The organism is Actinacidiphila glaucinigra (assembly GCF_035918135.1).
Lineage (GTDB): Bacteria > Actinomycetota > Actinomycetes > Streptomycetales > Streptomycetaceae > Actinacidiphila > Actinacidiphila glaucinigra.
In genome coordinates, this window is the sequence record NZ_CP109144.1 from 6057472 (window position 1) to 6082923 (window position 25452).

General features: G+C 72.9%; 25 protein-coding genes and 1 pseudogene. 13 read left to right on the forward strand and 13 right to left on the reverse strand.

Features of this window, described 5'->3' with window-relative positions; genetic code table 11:
- Positions 1-9 precede the first annotated feature (9 nt).
- Entirely contained in the window at positions 10-441 is a 432-nt protein-coding gene (locus OIE69_RS27215; protein WP_326581428.1) for a phosphotransferase, read from the forward strand.
- A 51-nt stretch (positions 442-492) separates the two neighbouring features.
- Here the strand turns inward: OIE69_RS27215 and OIE69_RS27220 are convergent, their stop codons facing one another.
- The 3 genes from OIE69_RS27220 to OIE69_RS27230 form a co-directional block, all read right to left on the reverse strand.
- On the reverse strand, positions 493-1737 hold the full coding sequence (locus OIE69_RS27220; RefSeq protein ID WP_326576419.1) for a hypothetical protein: 1245 nt from the start codon (positions 1735-1737) through the stop codon (positions 493-495).
- A 90-nt stretch (positions 1738-1827) separates the two neighbouring features.
- Complete coding sequence (locus OIE69_RS27225) at positions 1828-2595, reverse strand: DUF4097 family beta strand repeat-containing protein (protein WP_326576420.1); 768 nt, start codon at positions 2593-2595, stop codon at positions 1828-1830.
- 137 nt (positions 2596-2732) lie between these two features.
- Positions 2733-4154 (reverse strand): family 2B encapsulin nanocompartment shell protein, encoded by a 1422-nt coding sequence (locus tag OIE69_RS27230; protein ID WP_326576422.1) that lies wholly within the window; start codon positions 4152-4154, stop codon positions 2733-2735.
- Between the two features lie 521 nt (positions 4155-4675).
- Between OIE69_RS27230 and OIE69_RS27235 the strand changes: the two genes are divergently transcribed.
- The gene (locus OIE69_RS27235) at positions 4676-5344 is read left to right on the forward strand and encodes a DedA family protein (RefSeq protein WP_326576424.1); all 669 of its coding nucleotides are present in this window, start codon (positions 4676-4678) and stop codon (positions 5342-5344) included.
- A 118-nt stretch (positions 5345-5462) separates the two neighbouring features.
- Positions 5463-6140: a hypothetical protein gene (locus OIE69_RS27240; protein WP_326576426.1), complete on the forward strand. Its 678-nt coding sequence runs from the start codon at positions 5463-5465 to the stop codon at positions 6138-6140.
- Between the two features lie 32 nt (positions 6141-6172).
- On the opposite strand, the gene OIE69_RS27245 is transcribed toward OIE69_RS27240, so the two are convergent.
- Positions 6173-6439 carry a DUF2087 domain-containing protein gene (locus OIE69_RS27245; RefSeq protein WP_326576428.1) on the reverse strand — a complete coding sequence of 89 codons (267 nt, stop codon included), beginning with the start codon at positions 6437-6439 and terminating at the stop codon, positions 6173-6175.
- A gap of 150 nt (positions 6440-6589) precedes the next feature.
- Positions 6590-7552: a TIGR03619 family F420-dependent LLM class oxidoreductase gene (locus OIE69_RS27250; RefSeq protein WP_326576430.1), complete on the reverse strand. Its 963-nt coding sequence runs from the start codon at positions 7550-7552 to the stop codon at positions 6590-6592.
- A gap of 179 nt (positions 7553-7731) precedes the next feature.
- Here OIE69_RS27250 and OIE69_RS27255 point away from each other — a divergent pair, with 179 nt between their 5' ends.
- From OIE69_RS27255 to OIE69_RS27265, 3 genes are all read left to right on the forward strand, one after another.
- Positions 7732-8298 (forward strand): helix-turn-helix domain-containing protein, encoded by a 567-nt coding sequence (locus tag OIE69_RS27255; RefSeq protein WP_326576432.1) that lies wholly within the window; start codon positions 7732-7734, stop codon positions 8296-8298.
- Positions 8299-8461: 163 nt separating this feature from the next.
- Positions 8462-8794: an antibiotic biosynthesis monooxygenase family protein gene (locus OIE69_RS27260; RefSeq protein ID WP_326576434.1), complete on the forward strand. Its 333-nt coding sequence runs from the start codon at positions 8462-8464 to the stop codon at positions 8792-8794.
- Positions 8795-8884: 90 nt separating this feature from the next.
- A complete protein-coding gene (locus OIE69_RS27265) occupies positions 8885-9391 on the forward strand; it encodes an HAD domain-containing protein (protein ID WP_326576436.1) in 507 nt (168 codons plus the stop codon).
- A gap of 22 nt (positions 9392-9413) precedes the next feature.
- Here OIE69_RS27265 and OIE69_RS27270 read toward each other — a convergent pair whose 3' ends face one another.
- Complete coding sequence (locus tag OIE69_RS27270) at positions 9414-11459, reverse strand: MFS transporter (RefSeq protein ID WP_326576438.1); 2046 nt, start codon at positions 11457-11459, stop codon at positions 9414-9416.
- Positions 11460-11647: 188 nt separating this feature from the next.
- On the opposite strand from OIE69_RS27270, the gene OIE69_RS27275 reads away from it, so the two are divergent.
- The 4 genes from OIE69_RS27275 to OIE69_RS27290 all read left to right on the forward strand — a co-directional run bounded on the left by OIE69_RS27275 (position 11648) and on the right by OIE69_RS27290 (position 16077).
- Positions 11648-12655, forward strand: coding sequence for a peptidoglycan-binding domain-containing protein (locus OIE69_RS27275; protein ID WP_326576440.1), 1008 nt, complete (start codon positions 11648-11650; stop codon positions 12653-12655).
- Between the two features lie 153 nt (positions 12656-12808).
- Positions 12809-13342, forward strand: coding sequence for a hypothetical protein (locus OIE69_RS27280; protein ID WP_326581429.1), 534 nt, complete (start codon positions 12809-12811; stop codon positions 13340-13342).
- A 179-nt stretch (positions 13343-13521) separates the two neighbouring features.
- Positions 13522-14184, forward strand: a complete 663-nt coding sequence (locus tag OIE69_RS27285) for an HAD-IA family hydrolase (RefSeq protein WP_326576442.1) — start codon at positions 13522-13524, stop codon at positions 14182-14184.
- 1134 nt (positions 14185-15318) lie between these two features.
- Positions 15319-16077 (forward strand): Mut7-C RNAse domain-containing protein, encoded by a 759-nt coding sequence (locus OIE69_RS27290; protein WP_326581430.1) that lies wholly within the window; start codon positions 15319-15321, stop codon positions 16075-16077.
- A gap of 8 nt (positions 16078-16085) precedes the next feature.
- Here the strand turns inward: OIE69_RS27290 and OIE69_RS27295 are convergent.
- Positions 16086-16480: pseudogene (locus OIE69_RS27295) on the reverse strand (hypothetical protein).
- A gap of 300 nt (positions 16481-16780) precedes the next feature.
- Here OIE69_RS27295 and OIE69_RS27300 point away from each other — a divergent pair.
- Positions 16781-17452, forward strand: a complete 672-nt coding sequence (locus tag OIE69_RS27300) for an HNH endonuclease family protein (RefSeq protein ID WP_326576444.1) — start codon at positions 16781-16783, stop codon at positions 17450-17452.
- Between the two features lie 114 nt (positions 17453-17566).
- Entirely contained in the window at positions 17567-19228 is a 1662-nt protein-coding gene (locus OIE69_RS27305; RefSeq protein WP_326576446.1) for an alkaline phosphatase D family protein, read from the forward strand.
- A gap of 60 nt (positions 19229-19288) precedes the next feature.
- Here OIE69_RS27305 and OIE69_RS27310 read toward each other — a convergent pair whose 3' ends face one another.
- The 6 genes from OIE69_RS27310 to OIE69_RS27335 form a co-directional block, all read right to left on the reverse strand.
- Positions 19289-20083 (reverse strand): ABC transporter permease, encoded by a 795-nt coding sequence (locus tag OIE69_RS27310; RefSeq protein WP_326576448.1) that lies wholly within the window; start codon positions 20081-20083, stop codon positions 19289-19291.
- The gene (locus OIE69_RS27315) at positions 20080-21084 is read right to left on the reverse strand and encodes an ATP-binding cassette domain-containing protein (RefSeq protein WP_326576450.1); all 1005 of its coding nucleotides are present in this window, start codon (positions 21082-21084) and stop codon (positions 20080-20082) included. Before OIE69_RS27315 ends, OIE69_RS27310 begins: the two co-directional genes overlap by 4 nt.
- A gap of 59 nt (positions 21085-21143) precedes the next feature.
- Entirely contained in the window at positions 21144-21986 is an 843-nt protein-coding gene (locus tag OIE69_RS27320) for a DUF4097 family beta strand repeat-containing protein (RefSeq protein WP_326576452.1), read from the reverse strand.
- An 83-nt stretch (positions 21987-22069) separates the two neighbouring features.
- Positions 22070-22588 (reverse strand): hypothetical protein, encoded by a 519-nt coding sequence (locus OIE69_RS27325; protein ID WP_326576453.1) that lies wholly within the window; start codon positions 22586-22588, stop codon positions 22070-22072.
- A gap of 224 nt (positions 22589-22812) precedes the next feature.
- The gene (locus tag OIE69_RS27330) at positions 22813-23313 is read right to left on the reverse strand and encodes a hypothetical protein (protein ID WP_326576454.1); all 501 of its coding nucleotides are present in this window, start codon (positions 23311-23313) and stop codon (positions 22813-22815) included.
- Positions 23314-23322: 9 nt separating this feature from the next.
- Complete coding sequence (locus tag OIE69_RS27335) at positions 23323-24000, reverse strand: type 1 periplasmic-binding domain-containing protein (RefSeq protein ID WP_326576455.1); 678 nt, start codon at positions 23998-24000, stop codon at positions 23323-23325.
- A 173-nt stretch (positions 24001-24173) separates the two neighbouring features.
- Here OIE69_RS27335 and OIE69_RS27340 point away from each other — a divergent pair, with 173 nt between their 5' ends.
- On the forward strand, positions 24174-25382 hold the full coding sequence (locus OIE69_RS27340) for a HupE/UreJ family protein (protein ID WP_326576456.1): 1209 nt from the start codon (positions 24174-24176) through the stop codon (positions 25380-25382).
- Positions 25383-25452 lie beyond the last annotated feature (70 nt).

Consider the following 25452-nt stretch of genomic DNA (forward strand, 5'->3'; position numbering starts at 1 on the left):
CCGGAGCGGATACGGGCCCGCGGGCCTGCCGCCCGACTGCCCGCGCTCGTCGCGGAACTGGACGCCTGCGGGCTGCCGCACACCGTCGTGCACGGCGACTTCCACCCGGGGGACTGGCGCTGGGACGGGCGGCGCGTCGTGATGGTGGACTTCGCCGACAGCCACTACGGCCATCCCGTCCTCGACGGCCTGCGCCCGCGGGAGTTCCTCGACGAACCCGGCCGGCACGCCGCCGCCGAGACCTGGGTCCGCACCTGGTCCGCCCTGCGGCCCGCGTCCGACCTCCGGTGGGCGCTCACCGTGGGCGAACCGCTGGCGCATCTGCTCCACGCCGTCCGCCACCAGGAGTTCCTGGACAACATCGAACCGAGCGAGCGCGTCCACCACGCGGGCGATCCGGCGGCGGAGATCCGCGCGGCGCCGGCCTGCGCCGCGCGGTAACGCCCTTGGGCGGCGGGGATGGTGGGGCGGTGGCGGGCCGCCAGGGGGCGGCTAGGCCCGCCCCGTGGCGCGGTCCTCGCGGATCGCGGCGACGACCCGGCCCGCCGTCTCGCGCACCGCCGCCGTCTCCGTGAGGAAGTGCCACCAGTCGGGGTGCCGTCCCTGGAGGCCTTCGACGGCGCCGTCGAGGCGGGCGACCGCCTCGTCGAGGGGGCGCGCGTGCCGCTGCTCCGGTGTCGTGCGGCCCTGCATGGCCAGCCGCTGCGCGTCCCGGACGGCGAACCGGGTCCGCTCGATCTCGCCCTGCGGGTCCTTGCTGACCTCGTTGAGCCGCCGCAGCCGGTCGCCGGCCGCGGACACCGCCCCGTCGGCGTCGTCGAGCAGCGCCCGCACCGTGCCGAGCAGGGCCGTCGCGTCCGGCCAGCGCTGTTCGTCCCGGGCCTTCGCGGCCTCCTGGAGCTTCTGCTCCGCGCGGCCCACGGCCTCCGTCGCCCGCTCCGGCACGTGCTGCAGGTCCTGCCAGCACGCCATGCTGAAGCGGCGGCGCAGCTCGCTGAGGACCGGATCGACGCCCTCCGTGCGGGTGGCCAGGGCCTGGGTCCGGGTGCGCAGCGACACGATCCGCTTGTCGATCTCACGGGCCCGCTCGGGCAGCCGCTCGGCCTCGGCGCGGATGGCCTCGGCCGTGCGCAGCACCTCGTCGCCGCGCCGGATGGTCTCCTGGACGCCGTGCGTTCCGGCGCCCTGGTTGAGCTTGGTCAGCTCCGGGCCGAGGGCGGCCAGCCGGGCCGCGAGGTCGTCCGCGCGCAGGCCCGAGGCCCGTACGGCGTCCAGCGCGTTGGACGCGGCGAGCAGCGCCTGCCGGGCCCGTTCCACGGCCGGGGCGAGACGGGCGAGCTGGGTCTCGGCCTTGTCCAGCAGCGGGCCGAGCCCCCGGGCGAAGGCGTCCAGGTCCTTCCTGGCACGGACCAGGTCGTCCTTCGCCTTGGTGAGCTCGGTGCGGGCACGGGCCGCGGTGGCGGCCTCCAACTCGTCGCGGTCCAGGTCGTAGGCGTCGACCGCCGCGATGTAGGCGGCGCTGACCTGGTCGATGCGTTCGCCGAGCGCCCGGAAGTCCTCGCTCGCGCGCCGAGCGGCGGGGGAGCTGTCGACCGCGGTGATGGTCTCTATGGAGATCACCAGGTCGCGCTGGGCCGTGTCCAGCTCGTAGAACGCCTCGGCGGCGGCGTCCTTCGCGGCCTGGGCGTCGGCGCGCAGATTGTCCCCACGCCGCCACCACGAGCGTGCCGTCGTCACAGTCGCCCTCTCCCGCAGGTCCGCCGCCGGTGGTTGTCCGCTCCAGTCTCCCACCTGGCTGGGACGAATACACGGGCCGGGCGGTTGCGGTCAGCGGCCGGCTTCCGTGACGCTCACCGAGCCGTCGCCCGTACGGACCGTCACGACGTGGCCGCTGGTGTCGTCGCGGGGCACGTCGACGCTGACGTGCCCGTCGCCCGAGCGCGCGGAGACCTTGTAGCTCTGGTGGGGCAGCGCGACGCTGACCCGGCCGTCGCCGCTCGTCGCCTCGACGAGGTCGGGCACCTTGTCGAAGGCCAGCTTCACCGAGCCGTCCGAGGTGTGGGCGCTGACCTCGCGGGAGCCGATGCCGCCCGCGTCGATCCGGCCGTCGCCGCTGGAGAGCCGGAGCGGTCCGGTCACGTCCCGGACGACGACCGAGCCGTCGCCGGTGGTGAGGTTCAGCGGGGTGCTGAAGCCGCTCGCCTCCACGCTGCCGTCGCCGTTGACCACCGTCAGGCGGACCCCGCGCGGCACCAGCACCTCGTGGCGCACCGAGCAGTTCTGCACCGCGCCCTGGCACTTGGTGCGGAAGATCAGGGTGTGGCCGTGCATCGACCAGGTGGCCTTCGGGGTGTCGCCGAACACGGCCCAGCCGTCGAACCACCGGGTGACCCGGACCTCGTCCACGTCGGCCGGCCTCACCACGACCTTGCTGTCGGAGGAGTCGATGGTCAGCTCGCTCCCGTCGAGCGCGAAGCTCTTGCGCTCCGGCTCGGTGTCGTCGGAGGCGTTCGCGCAGGCGGACGCCGTGCCGATCAGCGCCACGACGCCCGCGGCGGCGGCGAATGTCCTCAACGTGCGGGTGCTCTTCGTCATACCCAGGACGCTACGGAGCGCCCGTTGTGCCCGGAATCAGGCCGCCCACCGGAAGCGGGGTGGGGAAAACCCCCGCCACGTCCGGGGGTTCCGCGAGCACGCGGCCGCCGGGAGCGGCGGCCGCGTGCTCGCCGGGGCTACGCTCCGGGACGCGCGATGTCCACGTTCTCCAGGACGCCGAGGGCGTCGGGGACGAGGACGGCCGCGGAATAGTAGGTGCTGACGAGATAGGAGATGATCGCCTTCTCGTCGATCCCCATGAAACGCACCGAGAGTCCGGGCTCGTACTCGTCCGGAATTCCCGTCTGGTGCAGGCCGATCACACCCTGGTTGTCCTGGCCGGTGCGCATCACCAGGATCGAGGTGGTGTTCTCACGGGAGATCGGAATCTTGTTGCAGGGGAGGATCGGGATTCCACGCCACGACGGAACGTGCTGGCCGTGGAAGTCGATGCTGTGCGGCACCAGACCGCGGCTGTTGAATTCCCTTCCGATGGCCGCGATGGCCCGCGGATGGGCCAGCAGATACTGGGCGTTGCGGCGCCGGCTGATCAGTTCGTCGAGGTCGTCGGGGGTGGGCGGGCCGGAGTGCGTGGTGATGCGCTGCCGGTAGTCGGCGTTGTGCAGGAGCCCGAACTCCCGGTTGTTGACCAGTTCGTGCTCCTGCCGTTCGCGCAGTGCCTCGATGGTCAGCTTCACCTGCTGCTCGACCTGGTTGTAGGGCTGGTTGTACAAATCGGCGACGCGGGTGTGGACCTTCAGCACGGTCTGGGCGACGCTCAGCTCGTATTCGCGCGGGGAGAGGTCGTAGTCCACGAAGGTGCCGGGCAGGTCCGGTTCCCCGACGTGGCCCGAGGCCAGTTCGATGGCCTTCTCGCCGTACTTGTTCTGCGCCTGCTGGGTTCCGGTGACGAAGCCCGCGACGTGCTCCCGCAGCCCGTCGGCCTGCTGCATGACGGACTGGAAGGCCTGGCGCGGCAGCGCGAGCGCGGTGACCGGGGTGGCCGCCCTGGCGGTGTACTCCCAGGTGCTGTCGGGGCCGGCCAGGCCCTCGGAGCCGAAGTGGTCGCCGTCGGCGATGCTGCCGATCACGCCCTGGCCGTCCCACTTGGCCGGGGCCAGCTTGTTGATCTTGCCGTGGGCGACGAGGAAGACGTGGTCGGCCGGTTGCCCGGCGGCCACGATCGTCTCACCGGCCGCGTACTCCCGTTGCTCGAACTGCCCGGCGAGCGAGGCCAGCACCGCCTCTTCGGTGAAGCCGCGCAGCAGCGGCAGTTCCCCGAGCTCCGCCGGGATCACCCGGACCTCGGAGCCGGTCTGGACGAAGTCCACCCTCCCGTCGCCCACCGAGTAGCTGAGCCTCCGGTTGACCCGGTAGGCGCCGCCGGCGGCCTCGACCCACGGCAGCACCCGCAGCAGCCAGCGCGACGTGATTCCCTGCATCTGCGGCGCGGATTTGGTGGTCGTCGCCAAATTCCGCGCGGCAGCGGTTCCCAGACTCCGCTGGGACTGGCCGTTACCCGTCGCCGCCTCCGACGCGACACCCGGCTCAACCGTCATGAATGGTCCTTCCCTTGCGGCCTGATGGCCCACGCCCACAAAGGCGCGGTTAGAGCAATCAATTCACGCTGAAACGAGGTTTGTTGTGCGGTGGTCCCCCTGCCTTCGGCCGCTTTCCCCTCGGAAACTACCCACCGGGTGGAGTGCCCTGCACTCACTCATTCGGGTGAGCGTGGATTTCCGGGCCGCCGGAGTGGGCCGGCCGGCCCGCGGGCGTACTCATGTGCGACTTCCGGGCCGGGTCTGCGGGACGCCGAATGCGTGGCATGTCCATGATGTGAACCCGGGCCTGCGCGGAACATCTCGTTCCGGGGACGTTCTGTCCTCCCTCCCGGTTAATCGCGTGCTATTCCCGATGCTCACCATCGAAGATGAGGAAAACGTCACGCGCCCCGAGGGGATCACAGGAGCATGGCTGGCGTACGCTGTACGGCTGAGAGCGGATCGCAGAAGAACCGCTTCTGCGCGATACCGCCTCACACCCCGAAGGCGCCGCGCACTCGCCAGGAGAGGAGGACGCGGTGTTCATCGGAGCAGGTTCCCTGTTCGATTCACCGTGGATCTACGCCCTGGTAGCGGCATCCATCGTGCTGGACGTCTTCCTGCCGGTGATGCCGAGCGGCGTCCTGCTGATCTCGGCCGTCACGGCCGGCACCGCCGCCGGCGGCAACGACCTCCTCGACGTGCTCGCCCTGCTGATCTGCGCGGCCGTCGCCTCCACCCTCGGCGACCTCGCCGCGTACCGCCTCGCCTGGCGCGGCGGCGACTGGATCGACCAGCACGTGGCGCACTCCCGCCGACTCTCCACCGCCCAGGAGATCCTCGGCGCGGTCCTGTCCCGCGGCGGCGGCGCGCTCGTCGTGCTCGCCCGCTTCGCCCCGGCCGGCCGCTCCGTCGTCAGCCTCAGCGCGGGCGCCGCGCACCGCCGCATCCGCGAGTTCCTGCCCTGGTCGGCGCTGGCCGGCCTGGCCTGGGCCGCGTACAGCGTGGGACTCGGTTACGCGGGCGGGCAGTGGCTCGGCGCCGGCTGGCTCGGCACCGCCACCTCCGCCGTCGCCCTGGTCGGCTCCGGCTCCCTCGCCGCGTACGTCTTCCGCCGGGAGCGCCGCGCCCAGACGGTCGTCCCGGTGACGCTGCCCGCGCAGGCCTCGGCCACGCCCGAGCGGGCCGCCGTCGCCGAGGCCCTCTGAGCCGTACCGGACCCGCCCCGGGTGGGCGCCGCCGATGGGCGGCCCGACACGAGGCGTGACAGCATCGGTACGGACATCCACCGGTCTGGGGGGCCAACGGACGGATCGGAGACCCCCGATGCGACTCGGACCGCTCACCGGCCTGGCGGCCGTGATCCTTGCCGCCGCCTCCTACGCGCTCCAGGGGGACACCCCGGGGATCGGCAGTTCCGGGGTCGCGGTCAGGGCGTTCTACCTCACCCATGACACCAGGCAGGGCGTCGGCCTCTACCTGCTGCTCGTCGGCGGACTCTTCCTGGCGTTCTTCGCCGGCTACCTGCGGCACGTCCTGGCCGCGTCCGACCGCACCGGCTGGCTGCCCCAGGTCGCCTTCGCCGGCGGCATCCTGGCCGCCCTCGGCTTCTGGATCAGCGCCGGGCTCACCCTCAGCCTCGTCGAGGCCAGCGACCGCCCCCTGGTCGGCGGCGGCGCACTCCAGGCCCTCAACGCCCTCGGCAGCGACCTGTTCATGCCCATCCTGGCGGGCATCGGCGTCATGCTGCTCGGGGCGGGACTGGCCGTCTCGCGCAGTGAAGGCGGTCCGCTGCCGCACTGGCTGGGATGGGCCGCCTTCGTCCTCGGCGTGCTGATGTTCATCCCGTTCGCCGGCTTCATCGGCCTCGGGCTCGCCGGGCTCTGGGTCATCGCCGTGTGCGTCCTGCTGCTCGCACCGGGACAGCGGCAGCCCGCGCCGGGCGGTCCCGGTCCCGCCGGGCCCGACGGTCCGGGCCGGCCGCGGGACAGCGCCACCCGCTGACGGCCCCCGCCCGAGTCCGCGCGGGCCGCGGCTCAGCGCTTCCTGCGGTACGCGGTCCCGTCCGCCGACCGTTCCAGCCAGCCGCCCTCCACCAGGTAGCGGCGCAGGGCCGCGCAGTCGTCGTGCACCGTCCGCAGCGCCTCGTTGACCTCGCGCTCGTGGTAGTCCCGCCCCGGCCGGAACAGGGTCTCGGCCAGATGCCGCAGCAACTGCTCGCGCCGCGCCGCCCGGCGCGGGATGACCGTGAGCCGCCCCTGCGAGAACAGGGCCGACACCGCATGCGCACCGCTTTCGGGCACAGCGCACTCCTCAAGGTCGGGGACGATGACTCCGCCGGGCAGCGTGACACGCGGACCGGCCGGGAGCACGTGATTTTCCGCCGGCGCGACGGGGACGCGAGACCGCGGCGTCCGGTCCCGCGCCACCCACCGCCCACCGCCCGCCGGTGCTCACGGCGCGCGGACGCCGAGGCGGTCGGCCTCCTCGATCACCTCACCGAGCAGTCCGAGCCATGGGTCCACGTCGGCGGCCTGCAGGCCCTCGTCGAGCCCGAGGCCCTGGCCGCCGGCGAGGTACACCTCGGTCGCACCGCTCTCGCGGGCGGCCATGAGGTCCTCGGCGATCTGCCGGGGCGATCCGCCGAGGAAGGGCCGGCCCTCCCCGATCGGTTCACGGGTCACGGGGGTCGGCCAGGGCACCTGGTTGACCACCATGAGGTCCCCGGGGTCGCGGCCCGCCTCCCGGGCGGCGTCATGCAACGTGGACACGATGCCGCGCAGTTCCTCGGCCGAGGAGGTGATCGGGATCAGGCCGTCCGCGATCCGGGCGGCGCGCTTGACGGCGGCCGGCGAATTCGCGGCGAGCAGCACCGGAATGCGGGCCTGGACCGGCTTGGGGTTCACCTGCGACGGCGCGATCCGGTAGAACTCGCCTTCGTGCCGGACCGGGTCCGGGCCCCACGCGGCCCGCATCGCCGTGATGAATTCCTCCGTGCGGGCGCCCTTACGGCCGCTCGGCACGTTCGCCGTCTCGAACTCGCTGTGCTGCCAGCCCTGCCCCAGGCCGGCGACGACCCGGCCGCCGCTGAACCGGTCGAGGGTGGCGAGCCTGCGGGCGAGCATCACGGGAACGTGCAGCGGTGCCACCAGGATCGCGGTGCCCAGCTTGATGCGCTCGGTCACGGCGGCGACATGGCTCAGCGTCTCCAGTGGCTCGTACACCGAGCCGTAGAACTCCGGCAGCATCGCGGGTTCGCCCCCCGTCCACAGCACGACCTTGTCGAGCGGGCGGAGCAGGCGCTCGAACGTCCACAGGGCGGAGTAGCCGAGCCGTTCGGCCTCCTTGGCGACCTTGACGATCGTCTCCGGCGAGGTCTGCGGCCCGGCGGTGGGCAGTGCGAGACCGATGTCCATGGGTCCTCCAGCAGGTGGAATCGGGTTGTCGGAGATCGCGGTCCCGACGCGTCGGCGATGCCGGGACGCGGCCGTACGCCGGGGACCTGCCCGGCGGTTCCGCCGGTACGGCGGCCGTCCCGGGACCGCGTCGGGGAGTGCGGTCTCGGGAGAGCTTCCTATCTCATATAGTAGAAGCTGTGTCCAATATAGTAGATCCGCTGGTCGCGCAGATCGCAGCTCGCATCCGCAGTGAACGGGAGCGGCGCCGGTGGACCCTGGCTCAGGTCGCGGACGCCTCCGGTGTGTCCCGCGCGATGATCAACCGGATCGAGCGCGCCGAGAGCAGCCCCACCGCCGTCGTCCTCGGCAAACTGGCCGCCGCCTTCCAGATCCCCCTCTCCGCCCTGCTCACCCCTGCCGAGGCCACCGGGGTGCACCGGACGGCCGACGCCGTGGAATGGCACGATCCGGCCACCGGATACCGCCGGCGCCAGATCACCGGGCCGCGGTTCCCCGCCGACATCGCCGAGGTCCACCTGCCACCCGGGGCCCGCGTGCCGTATCCGGCGGCGTCCCTGGCCTTCCAGCGGGTGGCCGTCTGGGTGCTCGACGGCCGGCTGACCTTCCACGAAGGCGACGCGGTGCACGAACTCGACGCGGGCGACTCGATCGAGATCGACGAACCCGTCCCGCACGTCTTCGCCAACACCGGCGATACCGAATGCCGCTACGCGGTCGTCCTCACCCGCGTCGCGCGGCCGTGACGGTTCGACCACCGATCGGCGCCGCGCACGTCGTGGTGCGCCGCGCGTCCGGGGACGACTTGCCGTCGCCCTCGCGCTTCCCGGGCCGCCGGATGTAGGAGACTGCACGCACATGGTCCGGATCGGGCGCCCGACCGGGTCCCTTCTTGGTGAGAGGTGTCATGTGCCCAGCGTGGTAAAGATCAACGTACTGACCGTCCCGGCCGAGCAGCGCGAGGTCCTGGAGAAGCGGTTCGCCTCGCGCGCGGGCGCCGTGGAGAGCTCGGACGGCTTCGAGTGGTTCGAGCTGCTGCGCCCGGTCGAGGGCACCGACCAGTACCTCGTGTACACGCGGTGGCGCAGCGAGGAGGACTTCCGCAACTGGATGTCCGGCCCGATGCAGGCCGCGCACCGCGAGGGCGGCGAGGGCGGCGGCGAGCGCCCCAGGCCGGCCGCCACCGGATCCACCGTGTGGTCCTTCGAGGTCGTCCAGCAGGCCGCGCCGAAGCAGGCCTGAACCCGCGTGGCGCCCCGTCCCCCGGGGCGCCGCCCACCGGCCGCCGAAATCGCCTTGCCGTCGGCGATCACCGGACGCCAGGCTGTGGCCATGGAAAGGCCGCTGCTCTTCCTCGACGTCGACGGGCCGCTCAACCCGTACGCGGCCAAGCCCAGCCGGCGTCCCGAGGGCTACACCACGCTGCGCGTGCCGGTGCCCGGCGTCTCCTCCCGCCCGCTGCGGGTGTGGCTCAACCCCGCCCACGGCGAGGCTCTGCTCGGGCTGGGCTTCGAACTGTGCTGGGCCACCACGTGGATGGCGGAGGCCAACCACTGGATCGGCCCGGTCATCGGGCTTCCCGAGCTGCCGTACGTCGACTTCGGCGCCGCGCTGTCGGCCCACCGTCCCGACCTCGTGCACTGGAAGACCGAGGCGCTCGTGGCGTACGCCGCGGGCCGCCGTTTCGCCTGGGTCGACGACGAGCAGAGCCCCGCCGACGCGGACTGGGTCGCCGCTCACCACCCCGGCCCGGCGCTCCTGCACCACGTCGACCCGCGGGTCGGCCTGCGCGAGGCCGACTTCACCGCGCTCGCCGCCTTCGCCGCGTCACCGCGGTGACCCTCCCGGCTGTCCCGGCTGCTCACGCCGCCGGGCGGTGGGGGCCGGGGCGGTCCTGGTCCTGGCCGCACAGCTCGGTGGTCAACCGGGTGAGCAGCGCCGCCAGGTCGGCGTGGCGTTCGGGGTCCCAGTCGCCGAGGAGTTCGGCCAGCACCTTGCGTCGGGCCTCGGTGAGCAGGGCCACGACCTCCTGGCCGCGTTCCGTGAGGTACAGCGGGTTGCCGCGGCGGACGGCGTAGCGGCGTTCCTCGATCTCGAAGGCGGCGCCCTCGATGACGTTGTACGGCACCGTGGTCTGCACGGCGAGGTCGACGGGGTCGGCGGAGCCGGTGCGGGCGATGTACAGCAGCAGCCAGCCGGCGGCGGGCTGGAGGCCGAGGCCGGTCAGCTCGGTGATCCGTGCGTACAGGTCGCGGCGGGCCTCACGGCTGCCGAGGACGCTCAGGCCGCGGGCGATCTCGTCGAGGGAGGAGCGGTCGACGGGGTTGGTGCCGAGCGTCTCGCTCGCGTCGGGCACGGTGACCGTGCGCCGCAGTGGTTGCTCCTTCAGGAACCAGGCCAGGACGAAGGCCAGCGCGCAGACCGGCACCGCCCACAGGAAGACGCTGGTGATGGCGGTGGAGTAGGCGTGCAGCACCGGGTCGCGCAGGGACGGCGGGAGCTGCCGCACACCGCGCGGATCGGACTGGACCATGGCCGGGTCGAAGCCGGGCGGCAGGGTGAGGCCGGTGAGGGCGGCGGAGATCCCGCGGGCGAGGTTGGTCGCGAAGATCGCGCCGAAGATGGAGACGCCGAAGGCCGCCCCGATGGAGCGGAAGAAGGTGGCGCCGGAGGTGGCCGCGCCGAGGTCGGCGTAGCCCACGGCGTTCTGCACGGCGAGGATCAGCACCTGCATGACCAGGCCGAGCCCGAGGCCGAAGACGAGCAGGTACAGGCTCAGCACCCAGACCTCGGTGGTCTCGTCGAGCCGGTGCAGCAGGAACAGCCCGAGGATCGTGACGGCGGTGCCGGCGATCGGGAAGACCTTGTAGTGGCCGGTACGGGAGACGATCTGGCCGGAGGCGGTGGAGGCCACCAGCATGCCCACCACCATCGGGATCATGTGCACGCCGGACCAGGTCGGCGAGTAGCCGTGGACGACCTGGAGGAAGGTCGGCAGGAAGGTCAGCGAGCCGAACATGGCGAAGCCGACCACGAACGAGATCACCGAGCACATCCAGAAGGTGCGGATCCGGAACAGCCGCAGCGGCAGCACGGGTTCCTCGGCCCGCCGCTCGACGAGGACGAAGAGCCCGACCAGCAGCACGCCCAGCACCGCGAGCCCGATGATCTGCCAGGAGCCCCACGGCCAGGTCGTGCCGCCCAGCGAGGTCATCAGCACCAGGCACGTCGCCGCGGCCGCCACCAGTGCCATGCCCCAGTAGTCGATGCGGTGCGTGGTGCGCCGTACCGGGATGTGCAGCACCGCCGCGATCACGGCGAGCGCGACGATCCCGAGCGGGAGGTTGACGTAGAACACCCAGCGCCAGCTGAGGGTGTCCACGAACAGTCCGCCCAGCAGCGGCCCGAGCACGCTGCTCGCGCCGAACACCGCCCCGAACACGCCCTGGTAGCGCCCCCGGTCGCGCGGCGGCACGATGTCGCCCACGATCGCCATCGACAGCACGATCAGCCCGCCGCCGCCCAGGCCCTGCAGCGCGCGGAAGGCGATGAGTTCGCCCATGCTCCGCGAGAGGCCGCACAGCGCGGAGCCGATCAGGAAGATCACGATGACGGACTGGAAGAGCTTCTTCCGCCCGTACATGTCGCCGAGCTTGCCCCACAGCGGGGTGGCGGCGGTGGAGGCCAGCAAGTAGGCGGTGACCACCCAGGAGAGGTGCTTGAGGCCGCCCAGGTCGCTGACGATCGTCGGCAGCGCGGTGGACACGATCGTCTGGTCGAGGGCGGCGAGCAGCAGACCGAGCGCGAGCGCGCCGATCGCGACGTACACGGACCGCTTGTCGGTCACCTCCGCCGGGCCGTCCGCCGGGGCCGGCCCCCCTGGGGCAGCGGTGTCGTCCTGCGCCATAGGGACTCGTTCCGCTCGGGTACCGGGGGCTCCGATACCGCGTTCACGTCACTTCCTTATAAATATTCACACCCTTTCCACGAGATTGGCTCCGTTTGTACGACCGTCGGGGCCGGAGGCGCCTGGGCACCGGGCCACTGCGGTCTGCATAATCACTGCGTCTGTCAGGGGATGGGGAGGGGGCGCCGGTGGCGTCTGACAAGCCGGGGTCACCGGCTTCGCAGGAGGAGCACGAGTACGAGTCCCTCCGGGTACGGCCGTACGTGCCGGGACCCGAGGACTACGCGGACGCGGACGAGCCCGTCCCGGCCGCCGTGTCGGCGGGGGCCGCGGAGGCCTTCCCGCCGCAGGCCGCGGACGATCCGCCGACCGCGCCCCTGGCGCCCGTGCCCCCCATGCCGCCGGAGGGGGCCGGCGGGGCGGCGGGGCAGGAGGAGGACACCGACCTCATCGACCTCGGCACGGTCTCCTCGGACCGGCTGCTGCCGGTGCCGGTGGCCGCCACGTCGCGTGACCTCGTGCCCTACCCCTCCCGTGCCGAGGGCCGGCGCCGCGCGGGGGCCCATCGCCGCCGCCGTGGCGCGCTCGTCGCCGGCGCGGGCATCGGGGCCGTCGGCCTCGCCGTCGGTGCGGTCTTCCTGACCGCCCAGCTGACCGGAATACCGGACCGCACCGAGGCGGCCCCCGACCGGGGCGCCTCCGAGCCCGCGGTGGAACTGCCCTCCTCCGCGTGGCCCTCGGCCTCGGCCTCCGCCTCCGCCTCGCGCTCGGCCTCACCCGGCGTCAGCCCCTCCACGCTCGCCTCCGCGAGCGCCTCGGCGTCGGTCACGACCGGCGCGCCGACGCCCAGCGTCAGCGCGTCCCGGCCGACGGCCTCCGCCGGCGGCCAGGTCTCCCAGGCGCCCAGCTCGCCGCCTCCGCCGGCCGCGCCCGTGACGCTGCAGCGCGGCGACACCGGTCCCGCCGTCGTGGACCTCCAGAACCGCCTCAAGGCGGTACGGCTCTACTACGGCCCCTCCGACGGCGACTACAGCCGGAAGGTGAGCGACGCCGTCGCCCGCTTCCAGTTCTTCAACGGGGTCAAGGGCGACCCGCAGGGCGTCTACGGGCCCAACACCCGTGCGGCCCTGGAGGCGAAGACCGGCAACACGCCGGGCAACGACGACGACAACGGCAACGGAAACGGCTGGGACTGACCGGCCGCCGCATCCCGCGCACGGCGCCCGCCCCGGGACCCGGTCCCGCGGCGGGCGCCGTCGTACCCGGCCGTCCGGGCGCTCCGGCAGGATGGGGGCGTGGCGATCGACGACTTCGGGCCGAGGGGCTTCCAGCTGGTACTGCTGCGGCGCATGGCCGACCACCGGCCCGAACTGGTGGAGGAGGCGCTGCGCACGCTCGGGGCGAGCCGTACCGAGATGCGGGAGGCGAACCGCCGCTGGCAGGCCTGGGGGCACGCCAAGGGCTTCCCGCGCGGCGAGCGCCGCTACCGTGCCGTGCTCGGGCCGCCCGAGGCGGTGCTTCGGCGCACAGTGGGAGACCTCACCTGCCCGGCGCTGCTGTGGCCGGTCCCGCTGTGGCCGACCCTGCGGTTCGAGGTGCTGTGCGCTCCGGGCGGCGGGGCGGTCTGGAACGAGTGGCTGGTCCGCGCCCCGGGGGAGCAGGGGCCGCGGCTGTCGGACCTCGACGACCTCACGCCCTGGTCCTGCACCGTCGACGAGGTGGCCCGGGCCTTCCCGCCCGCGCGGCCCCTGGAGGGCGACGCCCCCACCCGCTGGCGGCTGGAGTTCACCGACCCGCGGGCCCCGTCGGGGGCCGCCCGCCGGAGCGCGGGCTTCACCTACGGACTGCTGCAGTACGTGGACGGGACGGGCGACGCGCCATGAGGTCGGCGGGGCGCGGCCGCCCCGGCGGCGGCCGCGCCGCGGCACGGCCGCGGCACCGCTGCGGCACCCCCCCCTGGCGGAACCACCGCACGGTTTTGTATCGTGTAGGAACAAAGTGGTTCCGCCCGTTTCCCCTGACCGGCGGGCGGGCCACTTGCTTGCACGTCCGAGGGAGTTCCATGCTGTCGCCGTCCACCGTCGTCCCCGCCCGCGCTCTGCTGCTGGACATGGACGGCACGCTGGTCAACTCCGATGCCGTGGTCGAGCGCTGCTGGCGCCGGTGGGCCGGGACGCACGGGCTCGACGGCGACGCCGTGATGAAGGTCGTCCACGGCCGCCAGGGCTACGCCACGATGGCGGTGCTGCTCCCGGACCGTCCGATGGCGGAGAACCACGCCGACAACGCCCGCATGCTCGCCGAGGAGACCGCCGACGTCGACGGCGTCGTCCCGGTCGAGGGGGCCCCGGCCTTCATGGCGGCCCTGCAGGGCCGCCCGCACGCCCTGGTGACCTCCGCGGACGACGCCCTCGCCCGGGCCCGCATGAGTGCCGCCCGCCTCCCGCTGCCCGCCGTCATGGTCACCGCGGAGAGCGTCAGCGCCAGCAAGCCCGACCCGGAGGGCTTCCTCAAGGGCGCCGCCGAACTGGGCTTCGGGCCCGAGGACTGCGTGGTCTTCGAGGACTCCGAGGTCGGCATCGCGGCCGCCAAGGCCGCGGGCATGCGCGTGGTCGGCGTCGGCCCTCGTGCGGCGGCGCACGAGCCCACGGTCCACGTCGACACGCTCGCGCGGGTCCGCGTCGAGGCCGCGGCGGACGGGACGCTTCTGCTGCACGTCGGGTAGCGCCTGCGGCGCCCGGACCGGGGTGCGTTCTTTGTGTGCCGGTCGGTTGTCGTATGCAGGTGCGTTGCGCCTGCGGCGGGCATCTCCCGCCCGCCCTCCCTCCCCCAGCCTTCGGCCGGGGGACCCCCATCCGGCGCGGTTAGTGACCGCCTCGCGGCGTGCGTGGTGGGCCGGGTGCGGGGCCTCCGGGGCTGCACGTCCTGGACTGGGTTATTTACGTGCATGGCGGGCGGTCCATGTCCGAGCCCCGGATGCCGCACACAAATATCCCGCAGCGTCCAGAACATCCACCCCTACGACCCCGCCCCCTCCGTATCACTGGGCGGCTGACGGCCGGTGGGTGGTTGAGGGCGGTCCGGGACTGAACGCCCACGGCCATGGGGGTGGTGGCTGAGGCCCCCGCCAGCTCCGCCGCGATCGGACCTGAAGGTCTTTCGGGGTGCTCGGGCCGATGCCGGCGATAGGGCGCGCGGGCGCTGATCGCTCTGCTGAGCGGCCCGTTGCCGTGTGCGTGTTGCCCTGTTTCGGGCTTCGCTCAGGGGCGGCCTCACTCGGTGTGGTCCCGAGACTGAACCTGGTTGCGAGTCGGACGCCCGCCGGACGCCAGGGCCGATCGGCAATCGTCGTGATCTGCCGCCTGGCGGCCTTCGGCGTCGCCGTGACATAGGCAAGCCCTGCGAGCACCCGCGGGTGAGGTGCGCCAGTCGTCCCGTGGGAGGTGCCGCCCCCGGCCAGTGGTGCGTGCACCCTTGCTCGGCCTGCGGCCGGGGACCTCCTGCTGGGGGCGGTTCCCAGCGGTGCGGGGAGGGGCGCCCCCCATCACCCCCCACCGGCCGTTGGTCGCCCCACGATTCGGAGGGGGCGGGGTCGTAGGGGTGGATGTTCTGGACGCTGCGGGATATTTGTGTGCGGCATCCGGGGCACAACAAGTACCGCCCGCCATGCACGTAAATAACCCAGTCCAGGACGTGCAGCCCCGGAGGCCCCGCCCCCGGCCCACCACGCACCCCGCGGCGCGGTCACTGACCGCGCCGGGCAATCGGGAGGGCGGGCGGGGAAACCGCCCGCCGCAGGCGCAAACAACCCGCACACAACAACGGGCCGCCGAGATGACATCCTGGCGGGGTGAGCGGCTTGAACGGACCCGAGATCGGCATCAGCTTCGCCTCCGCGCTGCGGCTCTTCGCCGCGGCGGCGCGACGGGAGGGGCGGACGACCGTCGTCACCGACGGGGTGTCCACCCTGGGGCACGTCGTGGAGTCGCTCGGGGTCCCGCTCACCGAGGTCGGCCGGCTGCTGGCCGACGGCCGCGAGGTCCCCGTCTCGTACGTGCCGGCCGCGGGCGACCATGTGGAGGTCGAGCCCGTCACCCGGCCGCAGCCGGTGCCGGGCGCGCCCCTGCGCTTCCTGCTCGACGTGCACCTGGGCACGCTCGCCCGGCGGTTGCGCCTGCTGGGGGTCGACGCCGCGTACGAGAGCGAGGACATCGGCGACCCGGCGCTGGCCGCCCGGTCGGCCGCCGAGCGCCGGGTGATGCTCTCACGCGACCGCGGCCTGCTGCGCCGCCGGGAGCTGTGGGCGGGCGCCTACGTCTACAGTGACCAGCCCGACGAGCAACTGCGCGACGTGCTCGGCCGGTTCGCGCCCGCCCTGGAACCCTGGACGCGCTGCACGGCCTGCAACGGGCCGCTGCGGGAGGCCGACAGGGACGCGGTCTGGGAGAAGCTGGAGCACGGCACCCGCCGCAGCTACGACGTGTTCGCGCAGTGCGCCGAGTGCGAGCGCCCGTACTGGCGCGGCGCGCACCACGCCCGGCTCGAGGCCATCGTCCGCGACGCGGTGACCGAGTTCGGTGCCGCGCAGGCCGCCCCGCATCGCCGGCTCGCCGACTGAACGACGGCTTACAACCGGTCCCCGATGCGGGCCGGCGCCGGGGGATGCGGCCCGCCACCGTCAACAGCACTCCGGCAACCTGCTCGGGGTGCTCGACGGCGAGCCAGTCGGTGGCCGTGGGGTCGCCGTCCGGTCCGAACGCCTGGGACGAAGAGACCGTCCGACACCCCGGCGCCACGCGCTCCTTGTCGACCGCGCAGGCGTCCAGAACGGGCTCGGATCTCCCGTCGGCGCCGTCGAAGCGGTAGCGGAAGCGGACCTGGTCGCCTTCGGAGGGCACCTGCGGGTGGGGCTCGAGGCGGTACGTGTCCTCGACCTGCACCCTGACTCCGGCCTCACCGCGCTCCGCAGTCGTGTCGGTGCAGCCCCAGGGGAAAGAGCAGCCGGACAGAGCGGGAATCACCGGAGCCGACGGAACTCCGGCACGCAGCCGTGCGGGCGCGGCGGATGACGCGTCATGCGGCGCGCACCGCGATCGGGCCGGGCTCGCCGGGCTTCTGACGCACCGGCACGCACGCCTACCGCGCCCGGGCCGTAGGGGAGCCGGCCCGCGCGAGGGCGGATCCGGTGCCGTCCGACCTCTAGACATGACGTGTCCATGTCGCCAACCTGTTACCTGCCGCTTGTCCCGCAGAAACGTCCCAGCAGAAGGATGGCCAGCGGTTTCAGTGGCCAAACACCCCCACATCAAAGGGAGTTCCCTATGTCCCGGATACGCAGTGCTCTCGCGCGGCGCAGTGTCTACGCGCGTCGACGCCTGGGTCTCCTCATGGCTCTCACCAGCCTGTTCGCCGGCTTCGCGACCCTGAACGGCCCTACCGCCCAGGCGGCGCTCCCCACCCCCGTCAGCGCGGCCACCGCCCGCACCTACCTGGCCTCGCTCAAGGTGGCCACCGAGAACCGCACCGGGTACAACCGCGACCTCTTCCCCCACTGGATCACCATCAGCGGCGCCTGCAACACCCGTGAGACCGTGCTCAAGCGCGACGGCAGCGGTGTCGTGACCGACTCGGCCTGCGCCGCCACCAGCGGCTCCTGGTACTCCGTCTACGACGGCGCCACCTGGACCGCCGCCTCCGACCTCGACATCGACCACCTCGTGCCGCTCGCCGAGGCCTGGGACTCCGGCGCCTCCGCCTGGACCACCGCCAAGCGCCAGTCCTTCGCCAACGACCTCACCCGCCCGCAGCTCATCGCCGTCACGGACAACGTGAACCAGGCCAAGGGCGACCAGGACCCGGCCACCTGGATGCCGTCGCGCACCGCCTACGCCTGCACCTACGTCCGCGCCTGGGTCCAGGTGAAGTACTACTACGGCCTGTCGGTCGACTCCGCCGAGAAGAGCAAGCTCAGCAGCGTGCTCGGCGGCTGCTGATCCCACGTCCCGGCTCCGCCCCGGCCGCCGGGACCACGGCCGGGGCGCGGTCGGGAACTCACGCCTTCCCTCCGACGTCCACAACTCACGACGACGGAGGGAAGGCCGACCGCCATGGCACAACTGCGCCTGGGCCCGCTGCTGAGGTACGTGGACGAGGACACGGCCACCGTGTGGGTCGAGGCCGACCGCCCCGCCACCGTGACCGTCGCCTGCGACGACGGGGCCGACGGCAGCGAGCACACCTGGCAGATCGCCGGGCACCACTACGCGATCGTCACCGTGGGCGGGCTGCGCCCCGGCACCACCACGGCGTACCGCGTCCTCCTCGACGGGCAGCAGGTCTGGCCGCTGCCCGGCTCCCCGTACCCGCCGAGCACCATCCGCACCGCCGCACACGACAGCGACGGCGAAGGGGACGGACGGCCGCTGCGCGTCGCGTTCGGCTCCTGCCGCTGGGCCGCACCGCCCCCGGACGAACCCGACCCCCTCGGCCCGGACGCGCTGGACACCCTCGCCCACCACATCGCCTCCGGCGACGCGCCCCGCCCCGACCTCCTGCTGCTGCTCGGCGACCAGATCTACGCCGACGAGACCTCCGCGGCCACCCGCCGCTGGCTCGCCCGGCGCCGCGACCTGAACGAGCCGCCCTGGGATCAGGTCGCCGACTACGAGGAATACACCCACCTCTACTACGAGTCCTGGCTCGACCCGGACATCCGCTGGCTGCTGTCCACCGTGCCCAGTTGCATGATCTTCGACGACCACGACGTGATAGACGACTGGAACACCTCCCACACGTGGCGCAACACCATGCGGGAGACGGCCTGGTGGCACGAACGCGTCACCAGCGGCCTGACCTCGTACTGGGTCCACCAGCACCTCGGCAACCTCACCCCCGCCGAACTCGCCGCGGACAAGCTGCTCGCGGCGGTACGCGCGGCCGACGACGGCACCGAGACCCTGCGCGCCTTCGCCGCCCGCGTGGAGGCCGACCCGGCGCACACCCGCTGGAGCTACCGCCGCGACCTCGGGCGCACCCGCCTGCTGATGGTCGACTCACGCGCCGCCCGCGTCCTGGACGAGCACGAACGCGCCATGCTCGACCCGGAGGAACTCGACTGGCTGCGGGGGAACGCCCGCCCCGACGGCAGCTTCGACCACCTGCTCATCGGCACCTCCCTGCCCTGGCTCCTCCCGCACGCCGTCCACGCCGCCGAGGCCTGGAGCGCCGCCCTCTGCCGCGGCAGCCGCGGACACCGCTGGACCCACCGCGGCGAACGCCTGCGCCAGGCCGGCGACCTCGAACACTGGTCGGCCTTCCCCGACTCCTTCGACGACCTCGCCGGGATCCTCACCGACGCGGCCGACGATCCCGAGGCCCCCGCCACGATCTGCGTCCTGTCCGGCGACGTCCACCACGCCTACACCGCCGAGGCCCACCGCCCCGGCACGCCCCTGCGCTCCCGGCTGCTGCAACTCACCTGCTCCCCGGTCCACAACACGATCCCCGGCTACATGCGGCTCGCCTTCCGCTTCGCCTGGACCGGCCCCGCCCGCCTCATCGGCCGCGCCCTCACCCGGCACGGCCGCGCCGTCGCCCCCGCGTTGCGCTGGCGCAAGCTGGACGGCCCCTGGTTCGGCAACCAGCTGATGACCCTGACCCTGCGCGGCCGTGCCGCGGCACTGCGGCTCGACCAGACCCGCGCGCCGAAGGGGACTTCACAGCGGGCGGCGCTGGTGACGGTGATGGACACGCACCTCACGACGGACTGACCCACGGCAGGAGGGCCCGCGTTCCTCGCGGGCCCTCCTGCCGTGGTGCGCGTACGGGGGTCAGGACCTGCTGGTGCTGTTGAACTTCGCGGTGGCCCACAGGTACCCGAGGACGGTGAGGCCGACACACCAGGCGGTGGCGATCCAGCCGTTGACGCCGATCGGGGTGCCGAGGAGGAGACCGCGGAGCGTCTCGATGGCGGGGGTGAAGGGCTGGTACTCGGCCACGGGCCGGAACCAGCCGGGCATGGCGTCGAGAGGGACGAAGGCGCTGGACAGGAGCGGGAGGAGGATCAACGGCGTGGCGTTGTTGCTGGCGGCCTCGGCGTTGGGGCTGACCAGGCCCATGCCGACGGCGATCCAGGTCAGCGCGGTGGCGAACAAAACCAGGAGGGCGAGGGCGGCGAGCCATTCCAGGGGCGTGGCGCCGGTGGAGCGGAAGCCGATGGCGACGGCGACGGCGCCGACGAGGACGACGCTGACGACGGACTGCAGGACGCTGCCGATGACGTGTCCGACGATCACGGAGCCGCGGTGGATGGCCATGGTGCGGAAGCGGGCGATGATGCCCTCGGTCATGTCGTTGGATACGGAGACGGCGGTACCGATGGTGGTGCTGCCGATGGTCATCAGGAGCAGGCCGGGGACGAGGTAGGCGATGTAGGCGGAGCGGTCGGGGGTGCCGCCGCCGATGCCGGCGCTCATGGTGTCGCCGAAGACGTAGACGAACAGCAGGAGCAGCATGATCGGGGTGAGCAGGAGGTTCAGGGTGAGGGAGGGGTAGCGGCGGGCGTGCAGGAGGTTGCGGCGCAGCATCGTCGAGGAGTCGCGCAGGGCGAGGGACAGGGTGCTCATCGCAGGGCCTCCGTGGGCTGGTTCGGGACGCGGGTGTCGTTGCCGGTGAGGGCGAAGAAGACGTCGTCGAGGTCGGGGGTGTGGACGCTCAGTTCGTCGGCGTGGACGGCGGCGGTGTCGAGCTGGTCCAGGAGCGTGCGCAGGGCCTGCTGGCTGCCGTCGCTGGGGATGTGCAGGGTCAGGGCGTCGTCGTCGCCGGTCGCGGTGGGCAGGGCGGTGGCGGCGTCGCGGTAGGCGGCGGGGTCGGTGAAGCGGAGGCGGACGTGTCCGCCGGGGATGAGGCGCTTGAGTTCTTCGGCGGTGCCCTCGGCGGCGATGGTGCCGTTGTCGAGTACGGCGATGCGGTCGGCGAGTTCGTCGGCTTCGTCGAGGTACTGGGTGGTGAGGAAGACGGTCACGCCGCTGGTGACGAGTTCGCGGATGATCTTCCACATGGTGTGGCGGGAGCGGGGGTCCAGGCCGGTGGTGGGTTCGTCGAGGAAGATGATGCGGGGCTTGCCGACCAGGGTCATGGCGATGTCCAGGCGGCGTTTCATGCCGCCGGAGTAGGTGGAGGCGGGCTTGCCGGCGGCGTCGGTGAGGTCGAAGCGCGCCAGGAGTTCGGCGGCCACCCGCCTGCCCTCGCTCCGGGACAGGTGGTGAAGGTCCGCCATGAGGAGCATGTTCTCCTCGCCGGTGATCAGCCCGTCGACGGCGGAGAACTGGCCGGTGACCCCGATCGCCGCACGCACGGCCTGCGGTTCGGTCGCCAGGTCGTGGCCGGCGACCTGCGCCTGCCCGCCGTCGGCGGTGATGAGCGTGGACAGGATCTTCACGGCCGTCGTCTTGCCGGCACCGTTCGGACCCAGCAGCGCGAACACGGAACCGGCGGGGATGCGCAGGTCGATGCCGTCGAGGACGGTCTTGTCGCCGAAGGACTTGCGCAGTCCGACGGCTGAGACGGCGGCCGGCGACGCGTGGCCGTCGCGCTTCCTGGGCGTGGGCATGACAGATGAAGGCATGGGGCCCTCCGATCGAAGGCTGAAGTGGGTGGGGGACGGGCGTGGCGAGGTCGTGCGGCTCAGGCCTGGGCGCGGTGGATCTCGATGTTGCCCCAGCGGGTCCGGGCGTGGACCTCGACGGTGTCCTCGGTCTTCTGCGGGGCTTCGGAGCCGGCGAGCGTGTTGCGCACCTGTCCGCGCTCGGAGCTGACGTCGAGCCAGGCGGCCGTGCCCTCGCGGACGCCGATCTCGATGGCGCCGTAGGAGGTCTCCAGGCGGACGGCGCCGCGGGCGACCTCGGCGACGCGCAGGTTGCCGTGGGCGACGGTGGCCGTGACCGAGCTCTCGGCGCGCGCGATGTCGACGTTGCCGTGCGCTCCGCGCACCCGCAGCTCGCCGAGCGCGGCGCCGACGGTCGTGGTGCCGTGCGAGTTCCTCATGTCGGCGGGGCCGTCGATGGTGCCGACGCGCAGGCTGCCGGAGCTGGTGGTGATCTCGGCCGGACCCTCGACCCGGTCGACGGTGACCGTGCCGTGGGAGGCGGTCAGCTGCAGCGGGCCGGTGGTGTCGAAGCGCACGTCGTTGGACGAGGTCTTCACCCGGACCTCGCCGAGCCGGCCCTCGCCGAGCACCTGGGTCCAGGAGCCGGTCACGTCGACGCCCGAGCCCGTGGGCAGCTCGACCGTCACGTCGACGACGCCGCTGGGCCCGATGAGGAAGCGCTCCTTCGTCCTGACGGTCAGGGCACCGCTCGCGTAGGTGACCTCGGTCTGCTCGGCGGCCCGTACGTCCTTGTCCCGCTTCGGCTCGCGCGGCCGCACCTCGACGACGGTGTCGGAGCGGTCGCCCGCGGTGAACCGGATGGAACCGGCGCCCACGTGGGCGGTGACCGAGATCGGTTCGGGGGTGTCGAAAGTAGGCATGGCTGTCCCGTCCTTCTGAGTCCTTGGGTCGTCCCCGCTGGTGGGACGTGGTGTGGGTGACGTGGGGCGGGGCGCGGGCGCGGCTAGCGCACCCAGCCCCGGAAGCTCTGTCCGGTGGTGCGGGTCTTCTCCGTCGCGCGTGGCTGCGGCGCGCCGTCGACCGCGGCCGACACGGCCCGTACCAGCCACGCGTTGACCGACAGGCCCTCGCGGCTCGCGGCTTCCTCGGCGCGGGTCTTGAGATGCGCCGGCAGGCGCAGGTTGACGCGGGCGGTGCCGCCCTCGTCGCCCTCGGCCGGGACCGGGGTCCTGTGCGGTTCGACGGGCGCGGCGCCCATCTCCGCGGGGCCGCCGCCGGCGGGCGGCAGCGTCACCACGAAGTCGGGGTCCAGTCCGCGAAGCCGTACGTCGACCGAGCCGGGGGCGAGTTCGCGGGTGATCTCGTCCATCGCCGCGGAGAGCACGTTGAGCATGGTCAGGCGGGTCGCCGACTCCAGGGGAGCGGTGAGCCGCTCCGCCAGCTCGCGGGCTTCCTCCCCGCCGGCTTCGGCGGCCACCGCGAGTTCGCGGCGGAGGGTGTCGACATACGGGGTGAGGTCCATGACGCCATCATGGCATCACTATGGCGCCATACGCAAGCCCCCGTGGTGCCATGCGGGGTGCGGGCGGGTGGGTTGGCGCTCTGAGCTGGGAAAATGCCATGGCGGCGGTCTGGGTCACCGTGGCGCCATCCGTGCCTGATGCGCCATCCATGGTGCGATGTGGCACCAGCTGGCACCGAGTGGCACCACGTGCTGCCGCGTGGTGCCACCGCAGGCGCACGCGATCAGCCCGCGCGTTCCAAGGTGACGGCGCTGCGCACGGGCGTGGCCCGCCACATGGCGGCCAACTGCGGACAGGACTGGATCAAGCGGAGCGTCTCCGCGAGCGCGGCGGTCCTGGGCGCACCGATGGCGTGGTGGTCGAATCCGGTGTCCTGGAGGCCCAGGTCGTGCAGTTCGGCCCATGCCGGATCCTCGGCGAAGCAGAGTTGCAGCTCCACCTTCCAGTACTCCGGTTGCCGGTGGGCGGCGTCGCCGCCGGTGTCGCGGACCGCGAGCAGCCGCCCGAACGAGAGCGCGGGCAGGTCGTCGTTCCAGTCCCACCGGCCCCATTCGGCGATGAAGCCGTCGCCGTCGGCCTCCTCGACGCCCTCGACTTCGACGGCCAGGAATTCGGCGAACGCCTCCCAGGCCACGCCGACGTCGCTGACGGCGTCGGGCGCGGCGCCGTGGCGGCGCAGGGTTCGGGACAGGGCCTCGGCGGCGGATCGCCGGGGGATGGGCACGGCGGGACGCTAGCCCGCGTGCTCGTCGAGCCAGAGGACGATCCCGGTCACGCCGCCCAGCACGGCCGCGACGCCCGCGCGGATCGCCGCGGCGCAGCGGGCGGGCGTGAAGGTGGCGGGGTCGTACGTCGAGGACATGCCGAGGCCCTCGCCGCGGAACGACGCGCCGGACCAGTCGACCGCGGTCACGTTGGCGGTGGGCTCGGCCAACTCCGCGCCCACCACGAGGAACTGCTGGGAGAGGTGGTTCGGGGTGACCGTGGCCAAGGGGTCGATCAGGGCGTTGCCCGCGCCGACGATGAGGTCCGCGTGCATGTCCAGGGCCCGGGTGACGGTGGGCAGGAGGTCGGCGGGGTGGTCGGCGACGACCTTCCTGAGGTCGACGTGTTCGGCCTCGGCCCACTCCTCCACGGCGGTCACGAGCCTCTTGGTGGGGCGGTCGTCGCCCGAGGTGAGCAGGACGACGCGGTAGCCCTTCGAGGGGTGGACCCCCGACCAGGAGCCGGGCCGCGGGGTGGCGGTGGCCTCGGGGGCGGGCGGGGCGGCGCGGTCGACGAAGCCGGGGCCGGGCGTTCCGACGGCACTGGGCCGGGGATGCGGTTCCGACCAGTCGTCGCCGGAGCCGCATCCGGTGAGCAGCGCGGCGGCCGCGGCCAGGGTGGCGGCGGCTCGAAGCGGGGGGCGCAAGGCGATCGACCTCCGGGTGGTGACAGGTGGTGCCGCCCCCATCCTGCAATCCGTCCCGCTTCGGCTCCATCCGCGGGGGCCTGTTCTCGGACTTGTTTTCGCACGATTCGCCGGCCGGCCGGTTCCGGTTCACCCATGACGTGCACCGTGCAGTGGCAACCTGAAGGAGCCACATGTCACATCGCCTCCGCCGCAGCCTCGTCGGGATCATCGCGGCGGTGATCGCCCTCCTCGGCCTCGGGCAGCAGTCCGCATTCGCGCACGGGTTCACCTCGACCGTGTACGCGGACGTCGCCCCGGCCGACGGGGGCCGCATACGGACCACCCTGGAGCTCGAGTACGACCTCTTCGTCGTGTCCGCCGCCGACTACCAGCACGACGACACCCTCTTCCGTGAAGGGACCGCCGCGTTCGACGCCGGCGACTCCGCCGCGCAGGCCGCGGCGCTGGAGGCGCACGCGAAGTCGGCCGTCGCGTACGCCGCCGAGCGCTTCACGGTGGCCTCCGACGGCAAGGCCTGCACCGCGACCCCGGCCGGCGGCTTCACGATGGGCCGGCGGGAGGGCGTACCGTACGCCACCCTCCGGCTGGACTGGAACTGCCCGCAGGGCGAGGACCGCGAGGTGCGCAGCGGACTGTTCCCCGACTCCGAGGGCTACGTCAAGGGCACCAAGACGATCGTCACGTACGCGCTCGACGGCGGCTCGGGCAGTGCCGCGCTCGACTCCGAGCACCCGTCCTTCTCCCTCGGCCAGTCCTGGTACGAGCGGTTCTGGGAGTTCTTCCGGCTCGGCGCCGAGCACCTGCTGACCGGGATCGACCACATCCTGTTCCTGCTCGCCCTGATCGCCGGTTCGCGGCGGCCGCGCGAGATCGTGCTGGCGGCCACCAGCTTCACCCTGGCGCACTCGGTGACGTTCATGCTCGCCGCGCTGGGCGTGGTCGACGTGCCCGCGCGGATCGTGGAGCCCGTCATCGCGCTGTCGATCGCCGTGGTCGCCGGCTGGTACCTGTGGCGGATCTGGCGGCGCGGCGACCACGCGACCGAGCTCGAGGCGCCCGGGCAGGGGCACTTCAGCCTGGACCGGGCCGGCTGGACCCGCCTCGGCGTCGTGTTCTGCTTCGGCCTCGTGCACGGCCTGGGCTTCGCGGGTGCGCTGGGGATCGACGAGGCGTGGTCGTGGACGCTGCTGTGGTCCCTGCTGGTGTTCAACGTCGGCATCGAGGTGGTCCAACTGGCCGTCATCGCCCTCGTCTTCCCGCTGCTGATCCTGCTGCGCCGCCGCTCGGCGCGGGCCGGGCTGTGGGCCACGGGCGGGATATCGGCAGGGGTGTCCGTGATGGGGCTGGTGTGGTTCGTGCAACGAGTGTCCGGATTCTGAGACTGCGTCCAGGGCTCGTGCGTTGTTCAACTATCACGTAGCTCGCATTTATGTTCGCTTTACCTGCCGA

What these genes read in the sequence shown, in the direction of transcription:
- OIE69_RS27240 (WP_326576426.1), top strand. Translation starts at nt 5,463, where the DNA reads ATGCGACTCGGACCGCTCACCGGCCTGGCGGCCGTGATCCTTGCCGCC.
- OIE69_RS27250 (WP_326576430.1), bottom strand. Translation starts at nt 7,552, where the DNA reads ATGGACATCGGTCTCGCACTGCCCACCGCCGGGCCGCAGACCTCGCCG.
- OIE69_RS27310 (WP_326576448.1), bottom strand. Translation starts at nt 20,083, where the DNA reads ATGAGCACCCTGTCCCTCGCCCTGCGCGACTCCTCGACGATGCTGCGC.
- OIE69_RS27305 (WP_326576446.1), top strand. Translation starts at nt 17,567, where the DNA reads ATGGCACAACTGCGCCTGGGCCCGCTGCTGAGGTACGTGGACGAGGAC.
- OIE69_RS27340 (WP_326576456.1), top strand. Translation starts at nt 24,174, where the DNA reads ATGTCACATCGCCTCCGCCGCAGCCTCGTCGGGATCATCGCGGCGGTG.
- OIE69_RS27280 (WP_326581429.1), top strand. Translation starts at nt 12,809, where the DNA reads ATGGCCGACCACCGGCCCGAACTGGTGGAGGAGGCGCTGCGCACGCTC.
- OIE69_RS27225 (WP_326576420.1), bottom strand. Translation starts at nt 2,595, where the DNA reads ATGACGAAGAGCACCCGCACGTTGAGGACATTCGCCGCCGCCGCGGGC.
- OIE69_RS27285 (WP_326576442.1), top strand. Translation starts at nt 13,522, where the DNA reads ATGCTGTCGCCGTCCACCGTCGTCCCCGCCCGCGCTCTGCTGCTGGAC.
- OIE69_RS27300 (WP_326576444.1), top strand. Translation starts at nt 16,781, where the DNA reads ATGTCCCGGATACGCAGTGCTCTCGCGCGGCGCAGTGTCTACGCGCGT.
- OIE69_RS27325 (WP_326576453.1), bottom strand. Translation starts at nt 22,588, where the DNA reads ATGGACCTCACCCCGTATGTCGACACCCTCCGCCGCGAACTCGCGGTG.
- OIE69_RS27270 (WP_326576438.1), bottom strand. Translation starts at nt 11,459, where the DNA reads ATGGCGCAGGACGACACCGCTGCCCCAGGGGGGCCGGCCCCGGCGGAC.
- OIE69_RS27315 (WP_326576450.1), bottom strand. Translation starts at nt 21,084, where the DNA reads ATGCCTTCATCTGTCATGCCCACGCCCAGGAAGCGCGACGGCCACGCG.
- OIE69_RS27320 (WP_326576452.1), bottom strand. Translation starts at nt 21,986, where the DNA reads ATGCCTACTTTCGACACCCCCGAACCGATCTCGGTCACCGCCCACGTG.
- OIE69_RS27230 (WP_326576422.1), bottom strand. Translation starts at nt 4,154, where the DNA reads ATGACGGTTGAGCCGGGTGTCGCGTCGGAGGCGGCGACGGGTAACGGC.
- OIE69_RS27265 (WP_326576436.1), top strand. Translation starts at nt 8,885, where the DNA reads ATGGAAAGGCCGCTGCTCTTCCTCGACGTCGACGGGCCGCTCAACCCG.